Origin of the sequence: Xanthomonas hortorum pv. pelargonii, from assembly GCF_024499015.1 — a bacterium.
Taxonomy (GTDB): domain Bacteria; phylum Pseudomonadota; class Gammaproteobacteria; order Xanthomonadales; family Xanthomonadaceae; genus Xanthomonas; species Xanthomonas hortorum_B.
The window spans coordinates 2,477,224-2,503,590 of sequence record NZ_CP098604.1 but is presented as its reverse complement, the minus strand read 5'-3'; the positions used below and the strand labels follow the sequence as shown (position 1 = coordinate 2,503,590).

General features: G+C 64.8%; 11 protein-coding genes and 1 pseudogene. 6 read left to right on the top strand and 6 right to left on the bottom strand.

What is annotated here, in order from left to right:
- Window positions 1-21: 21 nt before the first annotated feature.
- Window positions 22-2,172: a type III secretion system effector avirulence protein AvrBs2 gene (avrBs2, locus tag NDY25_RS10920; RefSeq protein WP_168959246.1), complete on the bottom strand. Its 2,151-nt coding sequence runs from the start codon at window positions 2,170-2,172 to the stop codon at window positions 22-24.
- A 132-nt stretch (window positions 2,173-2,304) separates the two neighbouring features.
- Window positions 2,305-3,462 (bottom strand): ROK family protein, encoded by a 1,158-nt coding sequence (locus NDY25_RS10915; RefSeq protein WP_168959247.1) that lies wholly within the window; start codon window positions 3,460-3,462, stop codon window positions 2,305-2,307.
- Window positions 3,463-3,566: 104 nt separating this feature from the next.
- Between NDY25_RS10915 and NDY25_RS10910 the strand changes: the two genes are divergently transcribed.
- Both NDY25_RS10910 and NDY25_RS10905 read left to right on the top strand, forming a co-directional pair.
- A complete protein-coding gene (locus NDY25_RS10910) occupies window positions 3,567-6,230 on the top strand; it encodes a TonB-dependent receptor (RefSeq protein ID WP_180336577.1) in 2,664 nt (887 codons plus the stop codon).
- Between the two features lie 10 nt (window positions 6,231-6,240).
- Window positions 6,241-7,038: a DUF1868 domain-containing protein gene (locus NDY25_RS10905; RefSeq protein WP_256627938.1), complete on the top strand. Its 798-nt coding sequence runs from the start codon at window positions 6,241-6,243 to the stop codon at window positions 7,036-7,038.
- A 346-nt stretch (window positions 7,039-7,384) separates the two neighbouring features.
- On the opposite strand, the gene NDY25_RS10900 is transcribed toward NDY25_RS10905, so the two are convergent.
- The 3 genes from NDY25_RS10900 to NDY25_RS10890 form a co-directional block, all read right to left on the bottom strand.
- Window positions 7,385-7,891, bottom strand: a complete 507-nt coding sequence (locus NDY25_RS10900; protein WP_218974102.1) for a hypothetical protein — start codon at window positions 7,889-7,891, stop codon at window positions 7,385-7,387.
- A gap of 863 nt (window positions 7,892-8,754) precedes the next feature.
- Window positions 8,755-10,446: a M56 family metallopeptidase gene (locus NDY25_RS10895; RefSeq protein WP_256627937.1), complete on the bottom strand. Its 1,692-nt coding sequence runs from the start codon at window positions 10,444-10,446 to the stop codon at window positions 8,755-8,757.
- Window positions 10,447-10,449: 3 nt separating this feature from the next.
- Complete coding sequence (locus tag NDY25_RS10890) at window positions 10,450-10,848, bottom strand: BlaI/MecI/CopY family transcriptional regulator (RefSeq protein ID WP_180336578.1); 399 nt, start codon at window positions 10,846-10,848, stop codon at window positions 10,450-10,452.
- 445 nt (window positions 10,849-11,293) lie between these two features.
- On the opposite strand from NDY25_RS10890, the gene NDY25_RS10885 reads away from it, so the two are divergent.
- Both NDY25_RS10885 and NDY25_RS10880 read left to right on the top strand, forming a co-directional pair.
- On the top strand, window positions 11,294-12,373 hold the full coding sequence (locus NDY25_RS10885) for a hypothetical protein (RefSeq protein ID WP_256627936.1): 1,080 nt from the start codon (window positions 11,294-11,296) through the stop codon (window positions 12,371-12,373).
- Window positions 12,374-12,718: 345 nt separating this feature from the next.
- Window positions 12,719-13,852: a S1 family peptidase gene (locus tag NDY25_RS10880; protein ID WP_256627935.1), complete on the top strand. Its 1,134-nt coding sequence runs from the start codon at window positions 12,719-12,721 to the stop codon at window positions 13,850-13,852.
- A gap of 238 nt (window positions 13,853-14,090) precedes the next feature.
- Here NDY25_RS10880 and NDY25_RS10875 read toward each other — a convergent pair whose 3' ends face one another.
- Entirely contained in the window at window positions 14,091-16,481 is a 2,391-nt protein-coding gene (locus NDY25_RS10875; protein WP_425510808.1) for a penicillin acylase family protein, read from the bottom strand.
- Window positions 16,482-16,936: 455 nt separating this feature from the next.
- Between NDY25_RS10875 and NDY25_RS10865 the strand changes: the two are divergent.
- Window positions 16,937-25,608, top strand: a pseudogene (locus NDY25_RS10865) (glycoside hydrolase family 94 protein).
- On the top strand, window positions 25,605-25,826 hold the full coding sequence (locus NDY25_RS10860) for a hypothetical protein (protein ID WP_006450685.1): 222 nt from the start codon (window positions 25,605-25,607) through the stop codon (window positions 25,824-25,826). Before NDY25_RS10865 ends, NDY25_RS10860 begins: the two are co-directional and overlap by 4 nt.
- Window positions 25,827-26,367: the final 541 nt, after the last annotated feature.

Below are 26,367 nucleotides of genomic sequence, written 5' to 3'. Positions count from 1 at the left end.
GGACCAGGCGCTGCGCCAGTGTCACTGCTCCGGCTCGATCTGTTTGGCTTGCTCGTTGAGGTAGTGGGTCACCGGTGCGCCGCGGTACTGATCGGTCAATCGCCCCAGCGATTCGGCGCGTGCATCCGCCGCCTGCCTTGCTGCGGCGGCGTGCGGACCTTGTGGCGCACGATCCAGACGGCGGCCTTCGCGCACTGCCGCTACATGGGCCGGGTCGGCTGGCTTGGACGCGGCGCGGAACTCGTTGGTGCGCTGCTCCACGATCGCCGCATCGCGTGCGGTGTCGATGGGGGTTTCCGGCGGCAGGTCCAGTTCCATGCCGGTATGGCCACGCGCCAGCGTGCGGTTTTCCAGCAGCGCGAGCAGTTCTTCTTCGGGCTGGTCGGTCAACAGGCTTTCACCGGCGTCGCGAAAGGCACCGGCGGTGGTGCGCTGGATCCCAAAGGCTTCGCCGCTGAGCTTTTGCATCTCGCCGAAGTTGCGCCAGACGTAATAGTCCTTGTCGTGGTTGGCGCGCGGCAGGGAGAAATCCTCATACCGGTAACCGGACGAAAATGCCGCCTGCGCGTAAGCCGAGTCCGGCTGACGCAAGCGTGTGCGTGTCAGTTCCATGGCCTTGCCCGCAGCGCTTTGCTGATCGGTGGCCACCGCCTCCACGATGACCGGGCGCATCTTGTTCCAGCTTTCCAGCCATTGCACTGCGGTCTCGGCCAGCCCCTCGGGGCCATCGTTCTTGCCCGGGAAGAAATCGCGCAGCTGCGGGTCGGCCAGCATGCCCTGGCTGAAGACCGGCACCACATTGATCTTGGCCAGCAGGCGATCGAGCGCGGCACGGCGGGGCGCGTCCTGCGAGTGCATCGGATTGATCTGGTAGTGCTTGTACAGATTGGACACAAATTGATCGAAGCCGCCCGTGTAGTACTTGGCATACAGCTTGATCGCGGCCCCCTGGCGCAGATCCGGCCGGCGCATCAGCAGCATCGCCACCGCCTCGGCGGTGTCTTCCTTGCAATCCAGCGCCACCGACATCGCCTCCGGCTTTTGCAACGCGTGCTCCAGCGCCTGCTCCACGGCGGCAATGGTCTGATCGGTCTTGATGAAGTTGCCATCGACCGGGTTGCGGATCACCAGCGGCATGTCGCGCAACTGGGCGAACGGCACCTGCGAGACCAGCTTGTTCTGCGGGTCGTCGGTCATGCGGCCAATGCTGAAGTCGTGCATCAAGACCGGCACGCCGTCGGCACTGACTTCGACATCCAGCTCCAGGTTGCGATACCCCTGTGCGTAGGCGCGATCGATGGCGGCAAGCGAGTTCTCCGGAATGCCGGCGTGGTTGTCGAACAAGCCCCGGTGCACCATCACGTCCTTGCCCAGCGCGCGCGTGCTCGGCGCCTGGAAATACGTGTCGTGAACCAGCTCCTTGCGGTGCTTGCGCAGCAGCGCGTCCTTGCCGGCCACCAGATGATGGTCGTTGGCCTTGAAGAACGCTGCACCGCCGTCGCGCGCCGGCACCTCGTGGCCGTGGTAGCGCGCGGCTTGCTGCAACTTGCGGCGCGGCTGCTTGGAGGCGGCGGGCTGCAGCCAGTGTGGCGTTGTCAGCCCGTGGCCGGGCAGATCCAGCGCCTTGCGCAATGCGGTGTGAGCTGCGTCGCTGAAGGTGTCGCCAGGCGCAAACGCGCGCTGCAGATCGAAGATGATGCGGCCTTGCTGCGCATCGACCAGCACCGGGCCTGCCGCTGCACTGGCGCAATCGGGTAGCGCCTTGGCCATGGCTTTGAACGCGGCTCTATCCAGATACACCGGCTGCAGCGCTCCAGCTGCAAGCTTTGCTGCAATGCTGTCCTTCTCGGGCGCGATGCCGGCCTGCGCGAGGTGGGTAGCCAGCTTGCTTTGCAGCGCTTGCACCGTGATCTGCCTTGCCTGCACTTCAGCCAGCCGCTGCTCCGAAAACTCGCTGTCCAGCGCCACCAACGCCTGCTTGCCGGTCATGGCGCTGTCGTTCAATGGCACCAGCGGTGGTTGCATGAGGGCCTGGCGACGAGGCCGTGCACGCAAGGGCAGATTGCCGTCTGGCGCGTGCGGCACCTCCATCGGGGTGATGGCACTGGTGTGCGTGGGTGTTGCCAGCGCGGTGGTGTGCGTGGCGGCTGGTTGCAAAGGACCAATACGCATGACGACCTCAAGAGCACTGCGAGCGGCCAGTAAAGCGCGTGGCATATGACAGTTCGCAACCGAGGCGAAGTCTGCCGCCGCAATGCGAAACGATGCCCCCGGCGCACCGCATCACGTGGTCCCGCGCCTGCTTTAGAACAGCGTTTCCTTGAACGGCAGCATGGCCGCGCCCAGCACCGTGGCGTGTGCCTGCACCTGCCCGACCAGCAATGCCGGATACGGCGATGCGACGCCGCGCCGTGGTGCGGATTCGAAGGCGATACGGGCGATCAGCCGTTGCGCAAGATCTGCCGGCAGGCGCGCGCCGAAGACGATGACGCGCGGGTCGATCAACGCGATGATCGCCGCCACCGCCAGCGTCACGGTGGGTTGCACCGCATCCAGCCAGGCCTCGATCTGCGGCCAGGCCGGATCGTAGTGCTGCAGCATGGTGTGCAGGTCCGGCAGCGCATGGCCATCGGCGACCAGCGCCTGGCGCAGGCTTTCCAGCGTTGGCCGTGCCATGCCGGTGATGGCCGAAATGCGCCCCAGCTCGCCCACGTTGCCGTGCGCGCCGCGGTGCACCTTACCGGCGGCGATCACGCCCGCGGCGAAGCCGTCGGCGATCGTCAGATAGACCAGATCCGGCGATTGGCGGCCGACCCCGTACAAGGCCTCGGCCAGGGCGGCGCAATGGGCGTCGTTGTCCATCCAGACCGGCAACTGCAGGCGCTCGGCGATGAACCGGTCCAGCTCCACCTGCATCCATTCGGCCGCCAGCGAGAGCGGCGGATTGACCCGTGTACCGTCGCCGATGCGCGGGCCGGTCATGCTGACGCCCACCCCGAACAGCTGCTGCCGGTCCACCCCGGCCGCCTGCAACAACTGCTCCAGCAATTCCGGCAAGCGCGCCGCGAGCAGATCCAGCGTCAGCGGGAAGGCCGTGAGCTGGCGCATGCCGCGGACCTGCCCGGCGAAGTCGATCAGCACCACCGCGATGCCATCGACCATCACCGAGACCCCCACGCTGAACGCGTAGCCGGGCACCAGACTGAGCTGCACGCTCGGTTGGCCGCGACCACGCCGCAGCGACGGGCCGAGCTGGAGCAGGCCCTGTGCGACCAGCGGGTCGATGATGCCCTTGGTGCCGGGAACGCTGAGCCCGCTGGCGCGAGGCAGATCGGCACGCGCCAGCTGGCCGTTACTGCGGATCAGATCCAGCAACGCGCGCTCGCTGGAACCGGCGGCCTGCCCGTCGCTACGACGGCGGTAATGCGAACGAATGGCCGCGTGGGCGAAGAAGGAAGACATAGGGGGCAAAAGGGCAGTGGTTGTCACATAAAATTAAATTAAGCAGATTAATTTAATCCGCCTGCGGCACCACGTTGGGGCCGCCCGACATCGCGGATCGTGCCATGCGTCTGTTTCATCCCTCTTCCTCTGGCCCTGTGTGTCTGCCCGGTCCGGCCTGCGGCCCGCAGCGTCGCATATTGTCGCTCGCGCTGGGCATGGCCGTGGTGGGCTGGATGCACGCGCCGGCGCAGGCTGCCGAGGCGCCCGCCGATGCCGCGGCGCAGACCCTGGATGCGGTGCAGGTGCGCACCTCGTTCCAGTCGCAGAACACGCGTGCCATCGCCACCAAACAGGCCGCGCCCACCATCGTGGACTCGGTCGCCGCCGACAGCATCGGGCAACTGGCGGACTTCAACGTGGGCGATGCGCTGCGCCGGGTCACCGGCGTCAGCACCGTGGAGTACCAGGGCGAGCCGCGCTACGTGACGGTGCGCGGCCTCAACGGCAACTACAACAGCATGCTGATCGACGGCTTTGCGTTCGCCAGCAACGACATCGGCAGCCGCCAGGCGATGATGGATGTGCTGCCGGCCAACTTTGTCGACCGCATCGATGTGGTGAAGTCGTTCCTGCCGGAAAACGACGGCGGCGCGATCGGCGGCGTCACCAACCTGGTCACCGCCACCGGCTTCGGCCGCCCGGACGGCCTGCTCACCTTCTCGGCCAAGGGCGGCGCCAACCTGATGGGCAGCCGCTATGGCGGCAGGACGCCGGTTGGCGAGGGCGACCTGAAGTGGGGCAAGCGCTTCGGTCGCGACGGGCAGTTCGCCTTTTTGGGCGCTGCCAGCCAATGGCGGCGCGAGATCTCGGTGCCGCAGCAGGAAAACGGCGGCGGCTTGAACTGGTACGCAGCCAATGGCACGCGCGATCCGGTGGCCTATGGCGGCACCGGCGATGCGGTGCCCAGCGAGCGGCGCTGGTACAACTACGACAACACCCGCGAACGGCGCAGCCTCACCGCGCGCGTGGACTGGCAGCCGGAGGGCCCGCTCAGCGGCCATGTGTCCGGTTACAGCTTCCGCCAGCGCGAGGCCTCGGACCGCTATACCCAGAACGCCCAGGTGCAGAACAGCGCGCGCCTGAGCCGCACCGGCCCGCAGAGCGGCACGCTCGACAACGTGAATCAGTACGTTGAGTTAGGGCAGTTGCGCTGGAAGCGCGCGCTGTCGGGCATCAACGGCGAACTGCTGGCCGAGTTGCCGGCGCAGTGGCGCGCCGCGCTGCGCGCCAGCACCTCGCGCGCCACGGTGGACAACCCGCAGACCTGGGACCGCTTCCAGCAAAATCGCCTGGCCTACGGCTTCGACTGGAGCGGCACGCTGCCCGCCTTCACGCCCCTGGCCCCGGCCCTGGCCGACGACCCGGGGCGCTACGCAAACCTCTATCACCAGCAGGAACGCACCGGCTACGCCGAACGGGTCGGGGACCTGCAGCTGGAGCTACGTCGCAACATGGACGAGGACAGCCGTGGGCTGGGGCTGGCCGTTGGCGCGCGGCAGGTGCGCACGCACATGCGCACCGACGTGCAGCGCACCACCTGGAACGGCTTGCCTGACACCTTGGCCGACGTGCTGGGCAGCCCCACCTGCGCGCTGGGCTGCAACAGGCAGATGATGACCATCGACCCGGCATTGGCGGATGCGCGCTGGGATGCGCTCGCCGGCCAGGCGCGCGGTGTGGTGGACACCACCGCGCAGAACAGCGGCAGCTACAGCGTCGACGAGCAGGTGCGCGCCGGCTTTGCCCAGGCGCAATGGCGCGGCGAGCGCTGGCTGCTGGCCGGCGGCATCCGTCTGGAACAGACCCGCTTTGCCAGCGCCGGCCAGCAGCTGAGCGGAACCACCTGGACGCCGGTCAGCGCGGTGCGCACCTACCGCAACTGGTTGCCATCGCTCAGCGGGCAACTGCAGACCAGCGCCAACGGCACGCTGCGCTTTGGTGCCTCGCGCTCGATCGGCCGCCCGCGCCTGGACCAGATGGCACTGAACGGCGGCGTGCTGCAGCTGGGCAGCACACCGCCCACGCTCAACCAGGGCAACCCGGACCTGCAGCCACGCCACTCGCAGAACCTGGACCTTGGCCACGACTGGAGCTTCGACGACGGCGGCAGCCTGCTGTCGATCGCGCTGTTCCACAAGACCATCGACGACGAAATCTTCCGCTACGGCCAGATGGACAGCATCGACGGCGAGCAGGTGCTGGTCACCCAGCCACGCAATGTGGACCGGCCGGTGCGCCTACGTGGCGCCGAGCTGGGAGCCATCAAGGAGCTGGGGCCGTTGCTGCCTGCGCTGGACGGCTTGTCGGTGTCGGCCAATGTCACGTTCCTGGACGTGGAGTACCCGGTGGTGCTCGGCGATGGCACCCGCACCACCCTGGACGTGCTGCCGCAGCAGCCCAGGCAGCTGTGGAATCTGACCCTGAATTACGCCCGTGGGCCGCTGCGCACCACGCTGGCCTGGAGCCGCACCGGCGAGCTGTGGGATGACCGCTTTCCCAATTACAGCAGCCTGCCCGAGTTCTATCGCAACCGTTACCAGCAACCGCTGGACCGCATCGATCTGAAACTGGGCTGGGATGTGTCGCCGGCGGTGTCGCTGAGCCTGGACGTGCTCAATCTGGCCGGCCAGGGCTACCAGTACCGCATCGGCCGCGATCAGGAATATGTGCAATCGGCCTGGAAGATGGCCCCCACCGTGATGGTCGGCGTCAATGTCAAACTTTGAGGAGCTGTATATGTCGCCATGTCTGGATACCACCTTCAGCCGCCGCCGGCTGCTGGCCGCTGCTGCCGGCGCCTCGCTGTTGTCCACCGCGTTGCCGGTGCTCGCCGATCTCGCCGATAAAGCGCCGCCGCCGGATGTGGGCCGCAAATTCCTGCGCTCGAAACGGCCGATGCCGTTTGCCGGCAATACGTTTGTAGGCCATCTCGAACAGCAGGGCGATGGCTACCACAGTTTCGACCGGGTGCTGGAGATCTACCGCGAATTGCCCGAGCAACGCTTCGCCAACAAGCTGGCCGTGTTGCCGCCGAGCAGCTATCACGTGACCTTGCTGGGCGGGGTCAATGAAACCGACCGCGCGCACGGGCCATGGCCGAGCGATCTGGCGCGCGATGTGGCGTTGGCCGACATCAACGCCAGCTTCCTGTCGCGGTTGCAGCAGCGCGATGCTCCACCGCTCGGCGCGTGCCGGTTTCTGGTCGACCCCACCGCGGCCAGGACCGGCAGCCACGACAATCTGCTGATTCCGTTGCTGCCTGCCGATGCGGCCACCGCGCAGCGGTTGGAGACGGCGCGTCAGGCATTGATGACGTTGACCAACTTGCAGCGCCCGGATTACACCAATTTCCGTTTCCACATCTCGTTGGCTTACCTGTGCGAGACACTCGATGCGGCCGAGCAGGTGGCCTATCGCCTTGCGGTGGGCGATTGGTTGAAGCGGCTTGCGGCGGCAGGCCCGATCACGGTGCCGCGTTTCCACTTTTGTACCTTCAAGGACATGGACGCGTTTCGTGAGGCGTATGAGGTTTGAAGTTGGGCTTATATGGCGAATACAGAAGCCCTCTCCCTCCGGGGCGATAAGGCACGGCTTGCGTGCCACTGGCGCGCGTGCCTTGGAGCGCCCGCGCCGCAAGCGCGGGCCGGGGCGCGGAGCAGGGGTTGGGGTGAGGGTACGCAATCTCACCAACTCACAATCGCCGGCGTATTTGCCCTATCGAAAGACCGAATATTTCGTTTAAGCAGGCGTTTGCAGCACGTTGAATTTTGTGTGTGATGGCGACACCTGTGTGCGTGGTTGATGCCTGTTGCACAGTATCGGCGAGCAGACAGGCACCAGCGTATCCAGCTTGTCCGCGCACGATGGCGACACGATGCGACTAACCGGAGACCCGTGTCACCAGACCACGGTCCAACGCCTCGCGCAGCACCTTCAGCGCTTCGCGCGTGGCGAGCTTGGAGGCACCGGCCTGCTTGGTCGCCAACGCGGCCTGCCTGTCGGCCAATGCACGTTGCTCCCTGGCCAATGCCTGCAGCGCCTCGGGCATCGCGCCCTGTTGCGAGGATGCAGATGCAGCGGCTGACGGCGTGCGTGTCGAGGCCTGGAGCGCACGCGGCTCGGTCTGCGCAGAGAGCTGTGCGGCCAGTGCGGCTTGGCGCTCGCTCAGCGCATGCTGACGTGCCGCCAAGATGGCCTGGGCGTCGGCCAGTTGCTGGCTGCGGACATGCGCCGCGCTCAGCCGATGCATCAGCGTCGGATTACGCACCAGGTATTGCACGCCATCGGCGCGGAACCACAACACGCGCTGTCCATTGCCGGCATAGGCGCGAGCGGTCTGCAGATCGCTGCGCGAGCCATGCATCACCTGATGGTCGCCGTGCACCAACACATAGGCATCGCCTTCGTCCTGAGTGATTGCGGTGGCTTTGCCGCACGCTGCGTTTGCTCTGGCTCGCGGTGTTATCTGGGCTGCTGCTGCAGTAGGTGCCACGGGCGCGGTGGGAGCCAAAGGCGCTGTTGGCGCAATCGCGGTTGGCGCGACGGGAGAAACCGCAGGTGCGGGCAGCGCCGGTATGGCAGGCGATGCGGGCACGGCAGCCAGCACAAGCGGATGCAATGCAGATGCGGTTGCAGTTGCCGTTGCTTGCGATCAGCAAGGGACCAGCGAGTGCGGCGGTAGCCAGCAGCAACGCGGTGCGTAGGCACAGCAGTGGGGAAGCGGTCTGGATCGCGAGAGATCTCCACGAAGGTCACAGCTCGGTAGGTGCCGCCTGCGCAGCACACGCAGACGGGTTGGAACACAGCGATCACGCGGCCACGGCGTTGCCGACGCTGCGCAGCGTCGTCACGCAGGAAGTGCCGGGCTGTGGCGAGCCCGTGTCGATGCAGGTGCTGCCTGGCGCGATGCGATCGCACGATGCCGGCAGGTGCCTGGCAGGCAGGAAGTGCTTACCGCTGCCACAGGTCTGCCGGCCGTGCACGGCCAGGAGCGGATCGGTGACTGCACGCCACACGTTGCCGAGGCGTGGCCGCTAGAGACGATGCTGACGCGACGTGCGGCCTGCAGCGAGCCCGCGAGTGCTGGCTCGCTGTGTTCGACAATCTGGGGTCGCCGGCATGAGGGAGCGAGCGGCCGTCAGCTGGGTGCGGATGCTGCGCTCAGAACCAGTGCGTGCGCGTGGTCAATGACGACTCCGCGCAGCGGCCGTGCTCACGTGGCGGTGAGCGCAGCCGTGGCGTTGCTGGCTCCTAGTTGTTCTGTGCGTCTTCGGCGTCTGCCTGCGCTTGCGCCGCTTCCTGTTGCCCGCGTGCAGCCTCGATGCGGGCCTGACGTGCGGCCTGCTTGTCCATTTCGGCCTGATGCCGGGTCAGCTCGGCCGCTTGGCGCACCGCCGCGGCATAGGCGTATTGCGCCTGGCGATGCTGCTGCGCCACCTCGCGAATCTGTTGTTCGGCTTCGCGCGCCTGCTGTTGCGCGTCCTGTTTGGCCTGCGCCAGTTCCGGGCCTAATGACGCCAGCTGTTCGCGCGCTTCCTGCAGCGCGTCCTGCGCGTCCTGCATCTGTTCCTGTCGACGTTCAAGCTCAGGGTTGTCGGCACCCAGCACATCCTGCATGGCGCTCTGCGCATCACGCATGGCGGTGGCGGCGGCCTCGCGGCTGACGCGGTCCAGCTCCACATCCCAGCGGCTTTGCGTTGCATCCCCATCTGCACCAGGCGGTGGCTCGGCGCCCAGCACATCGGCGATGACACCGTGCGACGCCGGGGCAGCCGGTGCCGCAGGCAGTGCTGGCAGCGCCGGTGCAGGCAGTGCGCTCATCGGCGCTGCGGCATCCACCAACGACGCACCGCCGGGCATACCGGGCGTGCGTTGCGCTGCCGGGGCGGTCACCACGATGGGCCGCATGCTGGTGGACGTTGCCGGCACCGGCATTGCGACCAGGCGCAGCGGCATCACGCCGGCGACGGCCACCGTCGCCAGGATCACCGCCGCGGCCAGCCGCGGAAAGGCGCTGGTGTCCTGCAACATCACCAGCCTGCGCTTCAAGCTGAGGAACGACGGCGAGGCACTTGCCACGCCACCGAGCGGACGTGGCGATACCCCGAACTGCAGCAGCAGGCGCCCATAGTCATGACGGCAATGGCGATGCCCGGCGACCACGGCCGCATCGCAGGCCGCTTCGCGGGCGATGGCGTATTCACGGGCGGCCAGGTGCACCAGCGGATGGAAGAAGAACAGATGCTGGGCCAGCGACGGCAGCAGCCCCCACCACAGGTCGCGGCGGCGCAGGTGGATCAACTCGTGGGTCAGCGCCATGTCCAGGTCGTCGTCGGCCATCTGCGCCAGGCGCTTGGCCGGGAGCAGCAACACCGGCCGCCACGGGCCGATCAACTGCGGCGAATCGATCTGCGAAGACAGCCGCAACGCGGGTGGGTGCGACAAGCCATGCGCCTCGGCCGCCATCTGCAGTGCCTGCACCAACGCCTTGTCGGTGCACGGCTGGGCCGCGCGCACCAACGCACGGCTGCGCCAATACGCGCGGACCGTGCCGGCCGAGATCACCAGCACGCCGGCCGCCCACACCGCAAACAACCACGTGGCCCACGACGACCAGACCGCGACATCCATGGCGTGCGCCGTCGCGCTGGCAGCGGCGGCTGTCGATGCGGCGGCAGTGGCCGTGGCCATCGGCACCAACGTGTCGGCGCTGCCAAGCGCAGATGCAAACGTGTGCGCCGGCAACACCGGCAACTGCAGCGGCGCGCTCCACAGCAGGCCAACCACGGCCTGCACGCCTACCAACCACCACAGCCAGGTTTGCGTGGTGGCCGGCAAGCGCTTCACCCCGCGACACAGCGCCCACACCGCAAGTGTCAGCACCGCGGTCTGCACACTGGTGGCGCCGAGTTTCCATAACAGCGATTCGATCAGGGGCGACATGGCTCAATCCTCCTTGCGTTGCGATTGCAGCTTGGCGACCAGGGCTTCGAGTTCGGCCAGCTCGGTATCGCTGACTTCGGCGCGCTGCGACATCCACGCCACGAACGGCGACACCGAGCCCTGCAAGGTCTTTTCCACGAACTGCCCCACAGCCGAGCGCACCACATCGTCCTGGCCGGTGGTGGCGCTGTAGCGGTACATGCCATCCACCTGCTTGCGGCGCAAAAAGCCCTTCGCGCGCAGCCGCTCCATCATGGTCAGCACGGTGGAGCGCGCCAGCCCGCGCGGCTCACCGAACGCAGCCGCAACTTCGCCGACACTGGCATGCCGTTGTTCTTCGATGTGTTGCAGCAGGGCCAGCTCCTGGTCCCCGATGGTCTTGCCGCGCATGCCGTTCTCCATGACTACAGTTGTCGCTACTGTAAGCCTGGCGACAGGTGTAGTCAATAGGTCGGATGGCAGGGGTAGCGAGTGGCGCTGCGATAGCTCAGGCGTGTGGCTGGAATCAGCCAGAAGCTGCAATGCATGGCACAGCCAATAAAAAGCGAGGCATAGGCTACGATAGAAAATATGCCCGAGGCGACTTTCGCGCGAGCTTGTTACTAAACAGAACCGCAGAGTCGGGCAGAGGCATAATGGGTGCAGGGCCCGCGCTGCCGCGCATCTTTTTGAGATAGCTTTTATTCGTTTCCGAGTACTACCTTCCACCGAATCTTCCAGCACATTGCCACTGTAAGGGTTACCTAATGGAAGTGCACTCAGGTGAGTCAACTTACCGACTCACGCGCTGTGAAAAATGCAGCTGCGGTGTGAAAATATTCTATTCAGCACTTACCGGACGAACACGATGAGTAAAGATGGAAAGGTTCATATCCAACGGCAATTTTCGCTCCAGCCGGATCAACTCATCCCGCTGCGCTTCGCTGCTTCGATCCGCTACCAAAAGCATGATCCAACCTCCCTTGACGTTGAGATCCTGTTTCTAGGAGGCGAAGAAGAACGTGCCGAGGCATATCGTGCAACCAGGGCCATCGACATCAACCTAGTAAAGCTACACGCCATAAACGAGAGTGAAGACTCGATCAACCTGCTTGGACTGACTCGATGGCGATCAAGCATCACTGGCATGACGCTTGAGGTTGGCGCTATTGAGATTGGCATTGATCGTGATGATGACGATCAGCCTCTAGAGGTGAGTTTCACGGTTGAACTACAACCGAGCGGGATCCTCTCCGGCTTTGGCTCGATCGAGCTTCACTGTAACGGCGACATCAATACACTACATGGAGATGAGGGGCAGATTCTCGTGCAGACAAGCCTCGGCCAAATCGAGGCAATGGAGGCCTACGACTATCTGGATGGAAAGGCATTCGGTGACAAGGTCGTACATCGTATTCAACGCATCCGCCTGATCGGTGAGTTCAAGCTTGAAGTGGGCGATACTTTGAGATCACTGCATGACCGATTGCTGGAAGAAATTTTCCCGATCTGTAGCGCACTTTCCCTTTGTTACAGGCAACCGGTCGACGCATACGAGATTGAGTATCTTTGGAAAGTAACATCAGAGAATCCAATCAAACGCGCTTTTTATAGGCGAAAGTGGCACAAGAGCAGGGAAAGGACTAATGATAACGAACTTATCGACTCCTCAAACCTTCGAGATGGCGGCCTCTCGATCCTCGTCCAAACACTGAAAGACCATCCTGAGTCCAAGTCACTTGATCGAGGAATCGGATTTTTATCGCACTCCTATGTCAGCTTCCTGGAAACTGCTTACTTTATGGCTTTTTCTGCTATGGAGACCATCGTCAATGCCGTTTCTGAGGATCCAGACGGCTTGCAAATCGGATCCTCAGCCTGGAGAAAAGTCCAAAAGCACTGCGAAAGTCCATTTCCGACTGCGCAGAAGGTGGATCCATTTCTCTAGATACCGCCAAGCACATGCAAGAAAAGCTCCCGGAACTGCGCCGAGCATCGCTCGCATCAAGAATCGACAGGGTCGTCGAGGTTTATTCGGTCAAAACATCGGATCTATGGACTGCTGAAGGTTTCGCGGCTGGACTCAAGCGAGCATCGGAGTTCAGACATGACCTCTTCCATGCCGCACACACTTCAGACCTCGATCTTATGAGCGTAGATCTGACGAGGATAAGGGCCTTCTCCGAGAGGCTTCTCCTTGCCGCGCTGTCTTGGCCTGAAGATCGCAGATGGGCTTGGCGAGACGATAAGGTTCACCGGATCATTCAGCCCGCAGATCCAGAAGCAGTAGTCAATGACTAACAATGTTTTTTCACCTACGTTATTTCACGAATTTTATCCTTACGACGCCGACTCCATTGGTGCTTTCAATCTGCAAGGATATTTAGTGTACGAGTTTAAGCCCTTCGCAATAAGTACCTGCGAGGCACGCACCAAGTCTTCGCATACCGCGACTGATTATCCACCCGGAAATAATGGACCATTCTCGCCTTTCGAGATCCAAGATCCTTTTGGGCTTCGCAACGCGATCGTGCCCGTTCTTTGCCAGCACGTCGACGGTCGAATGTACGGTGTGGGGACCGCTTTCCACGTCGATGGCTTTGGGAGTTTCCTGAGCGCACACCATGTCGTCGACTTCGTACACCAGCATCTCGCTGGCCGTCCCATCCTTTTTCTCGGCATGCATGCACTGGTGTTTGGCACAGTTCACGTTCCAGACGATTGTTTCGTGCCAGTGGAAGAAGTCGTTGTGCCAATGAGGGAGAAGGACGATCCGATGGCCGCCCTGCGCGGCGCTTCTTCTCAGCAGCCAGCCATCGACGCAGCGCTTATGAAACCCGCCCCGGTAGGTCCAGGTGCCCGCCTTCCGCAGACCTTGCCGGTCCGGACAAGAGGCTTGATGCCTAAGGTCGGCGATATCGTACTTGCCATTGGTTTTCCTGAGCTGGATCTATCCGAGGTAGACGTCGAAAGGCAATTGGCGCTGATCACCGAGGGGATGTACGGCGCGTATGGGCGAGTCGTCGCGATCCACCCACAAGGAGTTAGCCAGCCAAACCCAACGCCGGTGTTCGAAATAGAAAGCGATTGGCCAAGCGGCATGAGCGGTGGGCCGGTGTTCAACCGTGAAGGGGAAGTCATCGGCATGGTGAGCCGCTCGCTACGTGCCGAATCTGATCAACACGGGATAGGGTATGCCGTGCATTTTGGTCTGGCCCGCGAAATCGAACCGCTAGTTCCAAACCTGGACACGTTCAATCCAGGATGGCGCAGGTGCTGGGGCCTTTTCACGTCAAAGGGTTCCGCGCCGGTCAGCTTCCATGCCACACAGGTTGAAGCACAGGAAGCAGCAGCAATGATTACCGCGGCCACCAAGATCCTATCGATCGCCAACCGGATTGGTACGACGGATTTCGTGAAACTGTAGTAGGAGCTCGTGCCTCTTGAACGCATGCATGTCGGATCGAATGAACGAACACAATTGATGCGTATGTGGCTGCTGTATCAAACGTACTGCTATCTCGCACAGTGTGTGCGTGCTTGTTTCATCAAGCGCACGTGTGCTGCGCTGTATCGAATCCACACAGTACATTGGATGCATACCGAAGACAAAGCGACAGCACATCTGCATCGCCTTCGATGCCATACGCGCTTCAAGCACTGCGCTATTGCGCTTGCGCCGGCACCAGATCCACGACCTGCTCGGTCGCCGCGTCGACCGCCGCACGCGTGTACAGCAACGGAAAATAGCGGCCCTGCAGCCACATCGGTGCGAGATCGCGATAGTGCAGGCTGGCCGGGTCGCCGGATTGGCCGGGGTAGTTCATGGCGCGCGAGTTGTCCCAGTTGCCCAGGTCGATGATCAGCCGTGCAGATGGGCCGATGGTCTGGCGGAAAGTGGTGGGGTCGTAGCTGGATTGATTGGGCGTATACGGGCTGCCGCCCTTGGCGAACGGGCCCACGTCCAGCAGCGCATGATCGGTGCCGAGCGCTGCGCTCATCGCGTGCGTGACCTTGTTGGTATGCAGCTTGCCCCACGGCCATTGCGCAGGATCCGGCCCGTGCAGCTCGACCAGCGATTGATAGGCGCTGCGTAGCGACTCCAGCAGCAGTTGATCGCGGCGTGCGGCCGGTGCGGGGCCGAACGCGGCGCCGGGGTGTTCCAGTGCCTCCATCAATACCGCCGCATCCGGCATGCCGAAGGTGGCCGCCTCGGAGGGGCGCAGCACCAGCGCCTTGTAGGCATCGCCGAGATAGCGGCTGAACCACACTTCTTCCAACGCGGCGGCGGCGGAGGTGGCGCTCACCGTGCCGTCCCAGGGTTTGAGCAACGCGAGCGCCGCCGTGGTGGCGGCATCTTGCGCGTGCAGCGGCTGGAGTAGCGCGACCAGCCGCTGCGCCAGCAACGACACCTGATCGTTCTGCAGTTTTTCCGAATCCTGCACGCTCACCGTTGGCAGCTGCGACAGCACCTGGGTGATGCGCGCATGCCGCGCCTCGTTGGCCCATTCGAAACCGATCTTGCGCTGCGCATACGGGTAGCCGGCAGGCAGATTCATTTCGTTGGAGGTGGTGATGAAACCTGCTGCGGGATTCTTCGATGACGGCAGGACATTGGCGTTCCAGAAACCGTTCCACTCGTCGCGGCCGTCGCCAGGCACCGGCAGCAAGCCGTCGGACTGCACGCGGCGCGGCGTCATGCCGGCAGTGGCCCAACCGATGTTGCCCTTGACGTCTGCGTAGACCTGATTCACCGACGGCGCGCCCCAATGTGCGAGCGCGTCCTTGAATTGCTCGAACGAGCCCGCCCTGAGATAGCGCAAGGACCCCAGGTAAGGTGCTGCGCCTGGTTGGCTCCACACCGAGCGGATCGCATAGGCGATGTGCTTGTCTGCATCGATGTAGATCACCGGCCCGTGGCGGGTGAATTGCAGCTGCGCGTCGGCCGCTGCGCCATCGCGCACCGCGATGGAGGCGTGTTCGGTGTGCAGCGGCTCCCACGTGCCGTTGTACCAATACGACGCGTTATCGGCCGGATTCAGGCGATAGACGTACAGGTCTTCCTGATCGATGTTGAAGATGGTCAGCCCGAATGCACTGCGCTGGTTGTGGCCGATGGCGATACCGGGTGCAGTCGGCTCGCCGGCACCGATGATGTCCAGCCCCGGGCTGTTGAGATGCACGAAGTAGCGCAGGCTGGGAACGCTGTACGCGCGATGCGGGTCGTCGGCCAGCACCGCATGGCCGGTGGCCGATTTTTGCGGTGCGATGACCCAGTTGTTGCTGCCTTCGGCAAAGGCGTCCTCGCCTGGACGCAGTGGCGTTGTCTGCGCGTCGGCCACGTGCGTGTCGGCGCTGAGCCTGGGGCTTTGGGTCGCCAGTTCGTAGACCTTCAAGACGTCCTCGGGCAGACAAGGATCGAGTCCCTCGGGCACACGGGTTGTCCAGGCCGGTTGCAATTTTTGGCGCACTGCGTCGACGGCAAGCGAGGCCTTGCACGCAACCTTTGCACGCGCCACTTCGCTTTTGATGTTACGGCTCAAGCCGGTGGTGCGGATGCGCAGCACATCGTCCGGCGCCCATTTTTCCGGGCGATACGCGAACGTGCGGAATTCATACGGCAGCGCGTGTGGATCGGCGCCCAACCAATCGATGTAGGCATTGATGCCGGCAACGAAGCGCGTCACATCGCGCTGCGCGTCGGGTCCGTAACTGTTCCACTCCTCGGCCATGCTGCCGCGATACAGAAACAGCCGCGCGGCGCGATCCTGCTGCACATACGCAGGCCCGAACGCCGCCGACAGGTGACCAAGCCCTTTGCGGCGCAGCAGATCCAGCTGAAACAGGCGGTCGCGTGCCACGTTGAAGCCCTGCACGAAAAACGCATCGTTGTCGGTCCTGGCATAGATGTGCGCCACGCCCCAGCGATCCACACGGATCTGCGCCGGCTGCTCCAATCCCGCAACGGTCAGCGTGGCGTGCGTCGGTTGGGCCGCCGCTGCGCTGTTGAGCATCAGCTGGCACACCACCAGACACCACAGCACCGTTTTGCGCATCGAGGTCGTGCGCTTCGAGAGCGTGCTCATCAAAATCGTGCGTGTCGAGACCATGCGTGTCGCAACCGTACGTATCGAAATCATGCGTGGCCCACGTTGCAAGCGAAAAGAGCGTTGCTCCGCGACATGCCCTTTATCCAATCAACAGCCGCGCAGGGTGCCGCATTTATAGCGTGTTGCGTGGGGTTGCCACAGAACCACCGGCGCGAAAAACGAATCGCAGCTGCAGCACTGGCCGCATCTTCAACCGGCGATCATCGTCGCCAATACCAGGCTTTTTGCACCGCCTGGGTAGTCGCGGGCGTGCAGTCTTCCATCACCCATCTCGGCGCGCAGCGTGCGTCGATCAGCGAACGACTGCAACGCGTCCGCATTGCTGCCTTCACATGCCACACAGGCCAAGCGCGCATGATCGTCGCCTCTAGCGGCTCTTATGCTGCACAGGTTATGTCTCCATGCCGCCACAGCGGAAGGCTTCTGCGTTCTCTCTCTGGTGGCAGTCGATTACCCAACCAGCAGCAACCCTGCAGCATCCGTCGGTGCGGGATGCAGTGCCTGAAGGCGCCGCCTTGTTTGGCGACGAGCAGATGGAGGCGCTGGGGCACAGCCTGGCACAGGCGCATGTGCTCTACACCGGGCCAACCCGCGAACTGCTGTTGTCGCAACTCAAGTTCAACGAACGCGCACTCGGCACGGCCGCAGCGCGATTGACCGAAATGTCGGCCGATGGCTTGCGCCTGCATCCGGCCGGCGAGTGGTTGCTGGACAACTATTATCTGGTCGAAGAACAGATACGCCTGGCGCGTCAGCATCTTCCGCCCGGTTACAGCCGGCAATTGCCGCGTCTGCGCACGTCCACCTCGGTTGGCCTGCCGCGCGTCTACGAGCTGGGCCTGGAAGTGGTGGCGCATGGCGACGGGCGCGTGGATACGATCACGCTGAGCCGTTTCATTGCAGCCTATCAACAGGTGGCGCCACTCAAACTCGGCGAGCTGTGGGCGATACCGATCATGTTGCGGCTGGCGCTGATCGACAACCTGCGCCGCATTGCCGAAGACATCATGCACGATGGCCGCGACACCCGCCTGGCCGCGCATTGGGCCGCGTTGCTCAACGCCACGGCGGCGGCGCAACCCAAGGATGTGGTGGTGGTGGTGGCCGATATGGCGCGCTCGCAGCCGCCGGCCACCGGCGCGTTCGTGGCCGAGTTGACGCGCGGCATCCAGGGCCGCGGGCCGGTGTTGTCGATGGCCAGCGCCTGGGTGGAGCAGTGGCTGGCAAGCGAAGGCCACAGTGTGGAAGGCCTGGTGCACGCCGAGAGCCAACGCCAGGCGGCCGAACAGGTGGCGATCAGCAACAGCATCGGCAGCCTGCGGTTTCTGGACCAGATGGATTGGCGCGACTTCGTCGAGGCCATGAGCGTGGTCGAGCAGATCCTGCGCAAGGATCCGGCCGATGTCTACGCACGCATGGATTTCCACACCCGCGATAGCTACCGGCATGTGGTGGAGCATCTGGCGCAGCGCCTGGACCGCGACGAGCCGGCGGTGGCCGAGTGCGTCCTGCGCCTGGCCGCGCAGCCGGGCTCCGATGCACCGGTGGCCAGCCACGTGGGCTATTACCTGGTGGATACGGGATTGCCGCTGCTGCGAGCGCGCTGCGCGACCCAGCCGCACCCGGCACACCGAAACCACCGAAACCACCGCGCCCACGCGCGCGACGCGTTGCGCTGCCGGTGTACCTGCTGCCGATCGCCGTGATCGCCGTGCTGTGGAGCGGCGTATTGCTGCAGGGCGTGAGCGCATTGCCACCGGCGCTGTGGTGGATCACCGCCGGCATCGCGCTGCTGGCCGCCAGCGAGTTGGGCATCGCCCTGGTCAACTGGGTGGCCACGCTGTGGGTGCGTCCGCATCCGTTGCCGCGCATGGACCTGAGCCTGGGCATTCCACCCGATTGCCGCACGCTGGTGGTGATGCCGAGCATGCTGGCCAGCCCCGAGGCCATCGACGAGCTGGTCGACGCGTTGGAGGTGCATTACCTGGCCAACCGCGACGAGCAGCTGTACTTCGCGCTGCTCACCGATTTTCTCGATGCCGCGCAAGCGCTGTTGCCTGGCGACATGGCATTGGTGGCGCATGCGGCGCAGCACATCGACCGGCTCAACGCGGCCTATGCCGATGCGCACGGCGATCGCTTCTTCCTGCTGCATCGCGCACGCCAGTGGAACGCGGGCGAAGGCTGCTGGATGGGCGCAGAGCGCAAGCGCGGCAAGCTGGAAGCGCTCAACCGGCTGTTGTGCGCGGACGATGCGCCGTTGCAGGCAGCCCACGAGTTCCTGCAGGTGCAAGGCGATGTCGCCGCGCTGGTGCAGGTGCGCTATGTGATCACGCTCGATAGCGACACCCACCTGCCGCGCGATGCGGCACGCGCGCTGGTCGGGGCGATGTCGCATCCGTTGAATGTGCCGCGCATGGATGCGGCCGGGCAGATCGTCGAGGCCGGTTACGGCATTCTGCAGCCCGGCCTGGGCACCGGCATGAGCGAGGGCGGCGAATCGCGGTTTGCGCGCATGTTCGGCATCGAGCCGGGCATCGACCCGTACACCCGCGTGGTGTCGGACGTGTATCAGGACCTGTTCGGCGAAGGCTCCTTCATCGGCAAGGGCATCTATGCGGTGGCCACCTTCGAGCAGGTGCTGGCCGGCCGCTTCCCCGACAACCGCGTGCTCAGCCATGACCTGCTGGAAGGCTGCTATGTGCGCGCCGGGTTGCTCAGCGACGTGCGTCTGTACGAGCGCCATCCGCAGCGCTACGCCACCGATGCCAAGCGCCGCGCGCGCTGGGTGCGTGGCGACTGGCAGTTGCTGCCATGGCTGCTGCCGTGGGTGCCCGACCGCGGTGGCCGGCGCGCGCGCAATCCGTTGTCGTGGTTGTCACGCGGCAAGCTGCTGGACAACCTGCGCCGCAGCCTGGTGGCACCGGCGGCGTTTGCATTGTTGCTGATCGGCTGGCTGTGCTCGCCCACTCCCTTACGCTGGACACTATGGCTGCTGGTGTTGTGGCTGCTGCCGGGTCTGTGTTCGGCGGTGTATGCGCTGGCGCACCCGCCCGAGGGTTTGGGGTTGCGTCATCACGCGCGCCAGGTCGGGATGGGGCTGCGTCAGCACCTGCTGCGCACCGGCGTGGTGCTGGCCTGCCTGCCGTTCGAGGCGGGGCTGCAGCTGGCGGCCATCGCCCGCACGCTGGTGCGGATGACGATCACCCAGCGCCATCTGCTGCAGTGGGCGCCGTCCAGCGAAGTGGAGCGCAGCGCGCGCAGCGGCAATGCCGAACAACAGCTGATGGCCGGTGCCGCCTGCAGTGCGGCGCTGGTAATCGCCGCAGTGGCATGGTGGGCGCCGTTGGCGTTGTGGACGGCGCTGCCGCTGGGGCTGGCATGGATGGGCGCGCCGTGGCTGATGGCCTGGCTGGGCGAGCAGCCCGCCGCGCCGGTGGCGCAGTTGTCGCAGGAACAACGCGATTTCCTCGGCGGATTGTCGCGGCGCACCTGGGCGTTTTTCGAAAGCCATTGCACTGCGCAACACCACTGGCTGCCGCCGGACAACGTGCAGGAATACCCGGTCACGGTGGTGGCCAACCGCACCTCGCCGACCAATATCGGGCTAGGCCTGCTGGCCAATCTGGCGGCCTACGATCTGGGCTACCTGACGGTGGCCGGCGTGATGAGCCGCGTAGCCAATACGCTGACCACGCTGGAAGCGCTGCCGCGTTATCGCGGCCATTTCTACAACTGGTACGACACCGAAACGCTGGTGCCGCTGTTGCCGCGTTACGTCTCCACCGTCGACAGCGGCAACCTGGTCGGGCATCTGTTGACGCTGCGGCAAGGGCTGCTGGCGCTGGTGGATGCGCCTGCGGTCTCGATGGCGGTGTTCGATGGGCTGGCCGACACCCTGAGCGTGCTCACCCTGCAGGCGCAGCCGCGCAGCGACGCCGCCACCGCCGCACTGAGCGCGATGACGCACAGCGTGCAGGCGATCCGCAACCAACCCACGCCAACCCTGCACCAGGCCGATGAAGCGCTGCGCCTGCTGCTGGCGCAGAGCCAGTTGATCCTGGCCTCGATGCCGAGCGGTGGCGAGGACGAGCAACCGTGGCCGCAACGCCTGGTGAGCAGTTGCAAGGCGGCGTTGGCCGAGTTGGGCCATTGCGCAGCGGCGCTTGCCAGCACCGATCCGCACGCGGCGCAAACCCCCGGCGATGCAGTCGCCACGCTACGGCAGCTCGCCAACGGCAGCCACGCACCGAGCGTGCAGACCTGGGCCGCCAAGCGCGTGCTGGAGCTGCAACGGCTTGCGCATATCGCCGGGCAACTGGCACAGATGGATTACGACTTCCTCTACAGCCCCGCCCAGCAGTTGCTCTCGATCGGCTACAACGTCGACGACCATCGTCTGGATAGCGGCCGTTACGATCTGCTCGCTTCCGAGGCACGGCTGGGCATCTTCGTGGCGATCGCCCAGGGCAAGCTACCGCAGGAGAGCTGGTTCGCCCTCGGGCGCACGCTCACCGATACCGGCGCCGAGCCGACGCTGCTGTCGTGGAGCGGCTCGATGTTCGAATACCTGATGCCGGATCTGGTGATGCCCAGCTACCCGCAGACGCTGCTGAGCCGCTCGATGCGCGGCGCGGTGCAGGCGCAGATCCGCTATGGCACTGCACGCGCGGTGCCGTGGGGCGTCTCCGAATCGGGCTACAACACGGTCGATACGCGGCGCAATTATCAGTACCGCGCCTTCGGTGTGCCCGGACTCGGGCTCAAGCGCGGCCTGGGCCAGGATCTGGTGATCGCCCCGTATGCCAGCGCGATGGCGCTGATGGTCGAACCGGATGCCGCCTGCCGCAATCTGCAGCAGCTGCAGGCGCTGGGATTCGACGGGCGTTTCGGTTTGTACGAAGCGATCGACTACACGCCCTCGCGCGTGCCGCGTGGCGAACAACACGCACTGGTGCGCTCGTTCATGTCGCATCACCAGGGCATGGCGCTGCTGGCGCTGGACCACGTGTTGCGCGATGCGCCGATGCAAAGACGCTTTGTCGCCGACCCGCAATTCCAGGCCACGTTATTGCTGTTGCAGGAGCGCGCACCGCGTGCCGGCGTCTACGTCAAAGGCCTGGTCGAAGCAGCCGAGCGCCCGGTGGCCACCGAGGCGGGTATGGCGTTGCGCATCCATCGCGACCCCAACCTACCGCAGCCGGCGTTGCAACTGCTCTCCAACGGGCGTTACCACGGCATGCTGACCTCGGCCGGTGGCGGCTACAGCCGCGCACGCGACATGGCGGTGACGCGTTGGCGCGAAGACGGCACCCGCGACCACTGGGGCACGTTCTGCTATCTGCGCGATGTGGACAGCGGCGCGGTGTGGTCGGCCACACATCAACCGACCTGCGTGCCGGTGGAGCGTTACGAAGCGATCTTTTCCGACGCCAAGGCCGAGTTCAAGGGCAGCCACCAGCGCTACGACAGCCATCTGGAAATCGCCATTTCCGCCGAGGACGATGTGGAGCTGCGCCGGTTGCGCATCCGCAACCGGTCGCGGCAGACGCGCGTGATCGAAATCACCACTTATGCCGAAGTGGTGCTGGCGCCGGCGCAGGCCGACGAGGCGCATCCGGCTTTCAGCAATCTGTTCGTGCAGACCGAAATCCTGGCCGACAAGCAGGCGCTGTTGTGCACGCGTCGCCCGCGCGGGCACGACGAAGCGCAGCCGTGGATGCTGCATTTGGTGGCGGTGCACGATGCCGATGTGGCGACGATCTCCTACGAGACCGACCGCGCCGCGTTCGTCGGGCGCGGACGCAGCACCCGCAACCCGCTGGCCTTGCGCGAGCACGCCAGCTTGTCCGGCACCGCCGGCTCGGTGCTGGACCCGATCGTGGCGATTCGCTGCCGTATTTCGCTGGCACCGGATCAACAGGCGCAGGTGGACATGGTCTACGGCGTGGGCACCCAACGCGCAGCCTGCACCGCCTTGATCGACAAATACCGCGACCGCCGTCTGGCCGATCGCGTGTTCGATCTGGCGCTGACCCAGAGCCAGGTCACCCGCCGGCAGATCAACGCCTCGCTGGAAGATGCCATGCTCTACGAGCGGTTGGCCGCACGCGTGCTGTTCGTCGACCCGCAACTGCGCGCCGACAACGAAGTGTTGCTGCACAACCATCGTGGCCAGTCGGCGCTGTGGAGTCATGCCATCTCCGGCGACCTGCCGATCGTGCTGTTGCGCATCACCGACCCGGACAATCTGGACCTGGTGCGCCAGCTGGTGCAGGCGCACGCGTACTGGCGCCTGAAAGGCCTGCGTGCGGATCTGGTGATCTGGAACGAAAGCCAGGCCGGCTATCGCCAGCAATTGCAGGACGCCATCCTGGGCCTGATCGCCGCCGACCCCGAGGCCAATGTGCTCGACCGCCCCGGCGGTATCTTCGTGCGCGCCATCGAACACATCTCGCAGGAAGACCGCGTGCTGCTGCAGACCGTGGCACGGGCGATTCTGAGCGATGCCAACGGCACGCTGGATGCGCAACTGCAGCGCCACCCCAGCGCGCGTGCGCACCCGCCGTTGCTGGAGCCGATCCGGCAACCGGACAGCGCCGATGAATTGGCCAGCACGCATGCCGCCTACCTGGACAAGACCCTGCAGGCCGCCGCCGAGGAGCCGGTGCTGTTCGACAACGGCCTGGGCGCCTTCGCCGCCGACGGCCGCGAATACCGCATCACCCTGGACGAAGGCATCGCCACACCGGCGCCGTGGTGCAACGTGATGGCCAATGCGCAGTTCGGCAGCGTGGTCAGCGACAGCAGCCCCGGCTATAGCTGGGCCGAAAACGCGCACGAATTCCGGCTCACCCCATGGCATAACGACCCGGTCGGCGATGCCTCCAGCGAAGCGTTCTACCTGCGCGACGAAGACACTGGCCAGGTGTGGTCGCCGATGGCGCTGCCGTGCCGCGGCAGTGGCCGCTATACGGTGCGCCACGGCTTCGGCTACAGCGTCTACAGCCATATCGAACACGGCATCGGCAGCGAGCTATGGGTGTTCGTGGATGTGGAACGGCCGATCAAGTACAGCCATCTGCGGCTGAAGAATCTCTCGGGCCGCCCGCGCCGGCTCAGCGTCACCGGGTATGTGGAATGGGTGCTGGGCGACATCCGCACGCGCTCGCAGCTGCATGTGGTGAGCGAGGTGGATCTGGGCAGCAGCGTGCTGACCGCGCGCAACCCGTACAACACCGAGTTCGACGGGCGCGTGGCGTTCTTCGATGCCGATGCACCCAGCCGCAGCATCACTGCCGACCGCAATGAATTTCTCGGGCGCAATGGCAGCCTGGCCGCGCCCGCCGCGCTCACTCGGCAGCGGTTGTCCGGGCGCGTGGGTACCGGCCTGGACCCGTGCGCGGCGATCCAACTCCCGGTCACGCTGGCAGCCGAACAGAGCTTCGAAACCGTGTTCCGCCTGGGCGCGGCGGTTGACCGCGAGAGCGCACTGACGCTGGCACGCCAGAGCCGTGGCGTTGCCGCAGCGCACACCGCATTGCTGGCAGTGCGCGCGCACTGGCAGCAGATTCTGGGCACCGTGCAGGTGACCACGCCCGACCCGGCAGTGGATCTGCTGGCCAATGGCTGGCTGCTCTACCAGACCATCGCCTGCCGCTTCCTGGCACGCAGCGGCTACTACCAGTCCGGTGGCGCGTACGGCTTCCGCGACCAGCTGCAAGACAGCATGGCGATGGTGCACGCGCAGCCGGCGCTCACCCGCGCCCACCTGCTGCGCTGCGCCGCGCATCAGTTCGTGCAGGGCGATGTGCAGCATTGGTGGCACCCGCCGCAAGACCGCGGTGTGCGCACGCAGTGCTCGGACGATTTTCTGTGGTTGCCGCAGGCGCTGTGCCGCTATCTGGACGTCACTGCAGATGTCAGCGTACTGGACGAACGCGTGAGCTTTATCGACGGGCGCGCACTCAAGCCCGACGAAGAATCGTATTACGACCTGCCGCACATCACCGGCAACGTGCAGTCGCTGTACGCGCACGGCGTGCTCGCATTGCAACGCGGCATGGCACGCCTTGGCGAACGCGGCCTGCCGCTGATCGGCAGCGGCGACTGGAACGACGGCATGAACCGGGTCGGCAAGGACGGCAAGGGCGAGAGCGTGTGGCTGGGCTTTTTCCTCTACAACACGCTGCTGCGGTTCGCAGACGTCGCCGTGCAGCGCGACGATGCGGTATTCGCAGCGACCTGCCGTGCGCATGCACACGCCTTGCGTACCGCGCTGGAACAGCATGCCTGGGACGGGCGCTGGTACCGGCGTGCCTGGTTCGACGACGGCACACCGCTGGGCTCGAGCGATTCGGACGAATGCCGCATCGATTCGCTATCGCAAAGTTGGGCAGTGTTGTCCGGTGCGATGGACCCGGCGCGCAGTGCACAAGCGATGGAGGCGATGCGCCAGCAACTGGTCGATGTCGAGACCGGCATCGTCAAGCTGCTGGTGCCGCCGTTCGATCACACCGAACACGATCCCGGCTATATCCGTGGTTATGTGCCCGGCGTGCGCGAAAACGGCGGCCAGTACACGCATGCCGCAGTGTGGGCGACGATGGCCTTCGCGCATCTGGGCGACAGCGCGCGGGCCTGGCAACTGGCCGGCATGATCAACCCGATCCACCACGCCCGCGACGCGGCGGGCGTGCAGCGCTACAAGGCCGAACCCTATGTGCTGGCGGCCGATGTCTATGCGGTGGCGCCGCACGCCGGCCGCGGCGGCTGGAGCTGGTACACCGGCGCGGCCGGCTGGATGTACCGGCTGCTGACCGAATCGCTGCTCGGCCTGCAACGCCATGGCGAGCGCATGCACATCGTGCCGTGCATCCCGGCCAGCTGGCCGGAGTACCAGCTGCGCTATCGCTTCGGCAGCAGTACCTACGTCATCGACGTCACCCAGCGCCCCGGTGTCGAAGCCCGGCTGGAGATCGATGGGGTGATGCAAGCCGAGCTTGCTTTCACTCTGATTGACGACGGTGCGGTCCACGCTGTCGCCCTGGACTGGCCGGGAGACGCGACATGAGCATGCGCACACGCACCCACACCAATCACCAGCTCTCCGACCTGGGCAAGATGTTGTCGGTGTGGCCGCAGCGAGTACGCGACCCCAGCCAGTTCTGGCCGCAATTCGATGCCTTGGCCAAAGACATTCTCGATGAAGCGGCTGACGCCGATCTGCAGCGCGTGCAGCGTCGCTTGCGGCAGCTGCTGCATCGCCACGGGCTGACGCGCACGCAATAAGCCCGCAAGTGGCAAGGACACCGCACCAGAAAGTTTGTAGGTTGCTTTGTTCAAAGCATGCCCACCGACCATCTCAACTGGTCCTTGCCCGCTCACCGTCGCGGGACCTTATGCGGCATGGATGCCGCGTAAGAGCTTACAAGGACGTACTTGCAGCGTGTCCCGCGATGGTGAGCGGGCAAGGGCCCTGCAACCAAGCTGCAGATCATTCGCTCTGCATCTGATCTATCCGAAATGTCTAATTGCATCGAGACACAAGATGCAAAAGCGGCCAAGGATTTGAGTCGTAGAGGCGTCTGGATACAGTCAAAAGCTGAGCTAGTCGAGGGCGCGGTGCCCTCACCGCTCGCGGGACACGCCGTGAATCCGTCCCTGGAGGCTCAGTGGCGGCATCCATGCCGCCACATGGTCCCGCAATCGGCGAGGACACCGCACCAGAAAGTTGGTCGGCTGCTTGAAAACATGCACACCGACTATCTCCACTGGTCCTTGCCCGCCCACCGTCGCGGGACCTTACGCGGCATGGATGCCGCGTAAGAGC

Excerpts from the sequence above, each read along its gene's own strand:
- NDY25_RS10860 (WP_006450685.1), top strand. The coding sequence starts at position 25,605 with ATGAGCATGCGCACACGCACCCACACCAATCACCAGCTCTCCGACCTG.
- NDY25_RS10910 (WP_180336577.1), top strand. The coding sequence starts at position 3,567 with ATGCGTCTGTTTCATCCCTCTTCCTCTGGCCCTGTGTGTCTGCCCGGT.
- NDY25_RS10885 (WP_256627936.1), top strand. The coding sequence starts at position 11,294 with ATGAGTAAAGATGGAAAGGTTCATATCCAACGGCAATTTTCGCTCCAG.
- avrBs2 (WP_168959246.1), bottom strand. The coding sequence starts at position 2,172 with ATGCGTATTGGTCCTTTGCAACCAGCCGCCACGCACACCACCGCGCTG.
- NDY25_RS10875 (WP_425510808.1), bottom strand. The coding sequence starts at position 16,481 with ATGCGCAAAACGGTGCTGTGGTGTCTGGTGGTGTGCCAGCTGATGCTC.
- NDY25_RS10915 (WP_168959247.1), bottom strand. The coding sequence starts at position 3,462 with ATGTCTTCCTTCTTCGCCCACGCGGCCATTCGTTCGCATTACCGCCGT.
- NDY25_RS10905 (WP_256627938.1), top strand. The coding sequence starts at position 6,241 with ATGTCGCCATGTCTGGATACCACCTTCAGCCGCCGCCGGCTGCTGGCC.
- NDY25_RS10895 (WP_256627937.1), bottom strand. The coding sequence starts at position 10,446 with ATGTCGCCCCTGATCGAATCGCTGTTATGGAAACTCGGCGCCACCAGT.
- NDY25_RS10880 (WP_256627935.1), top strand. The coding sequence starts at position 12,719 with ATGACTAACAATGTTTTTTCACCTACGTTATTTCACGAATTTTATCCT.
- NDY25_RS10890 (WP_180336578.1), bottom strand. The coding sequence starts at position 10,848 with ATGGAGAACGGCATGCGCGGCAAGACCATCGGGGACCAGGAGCTGGCC.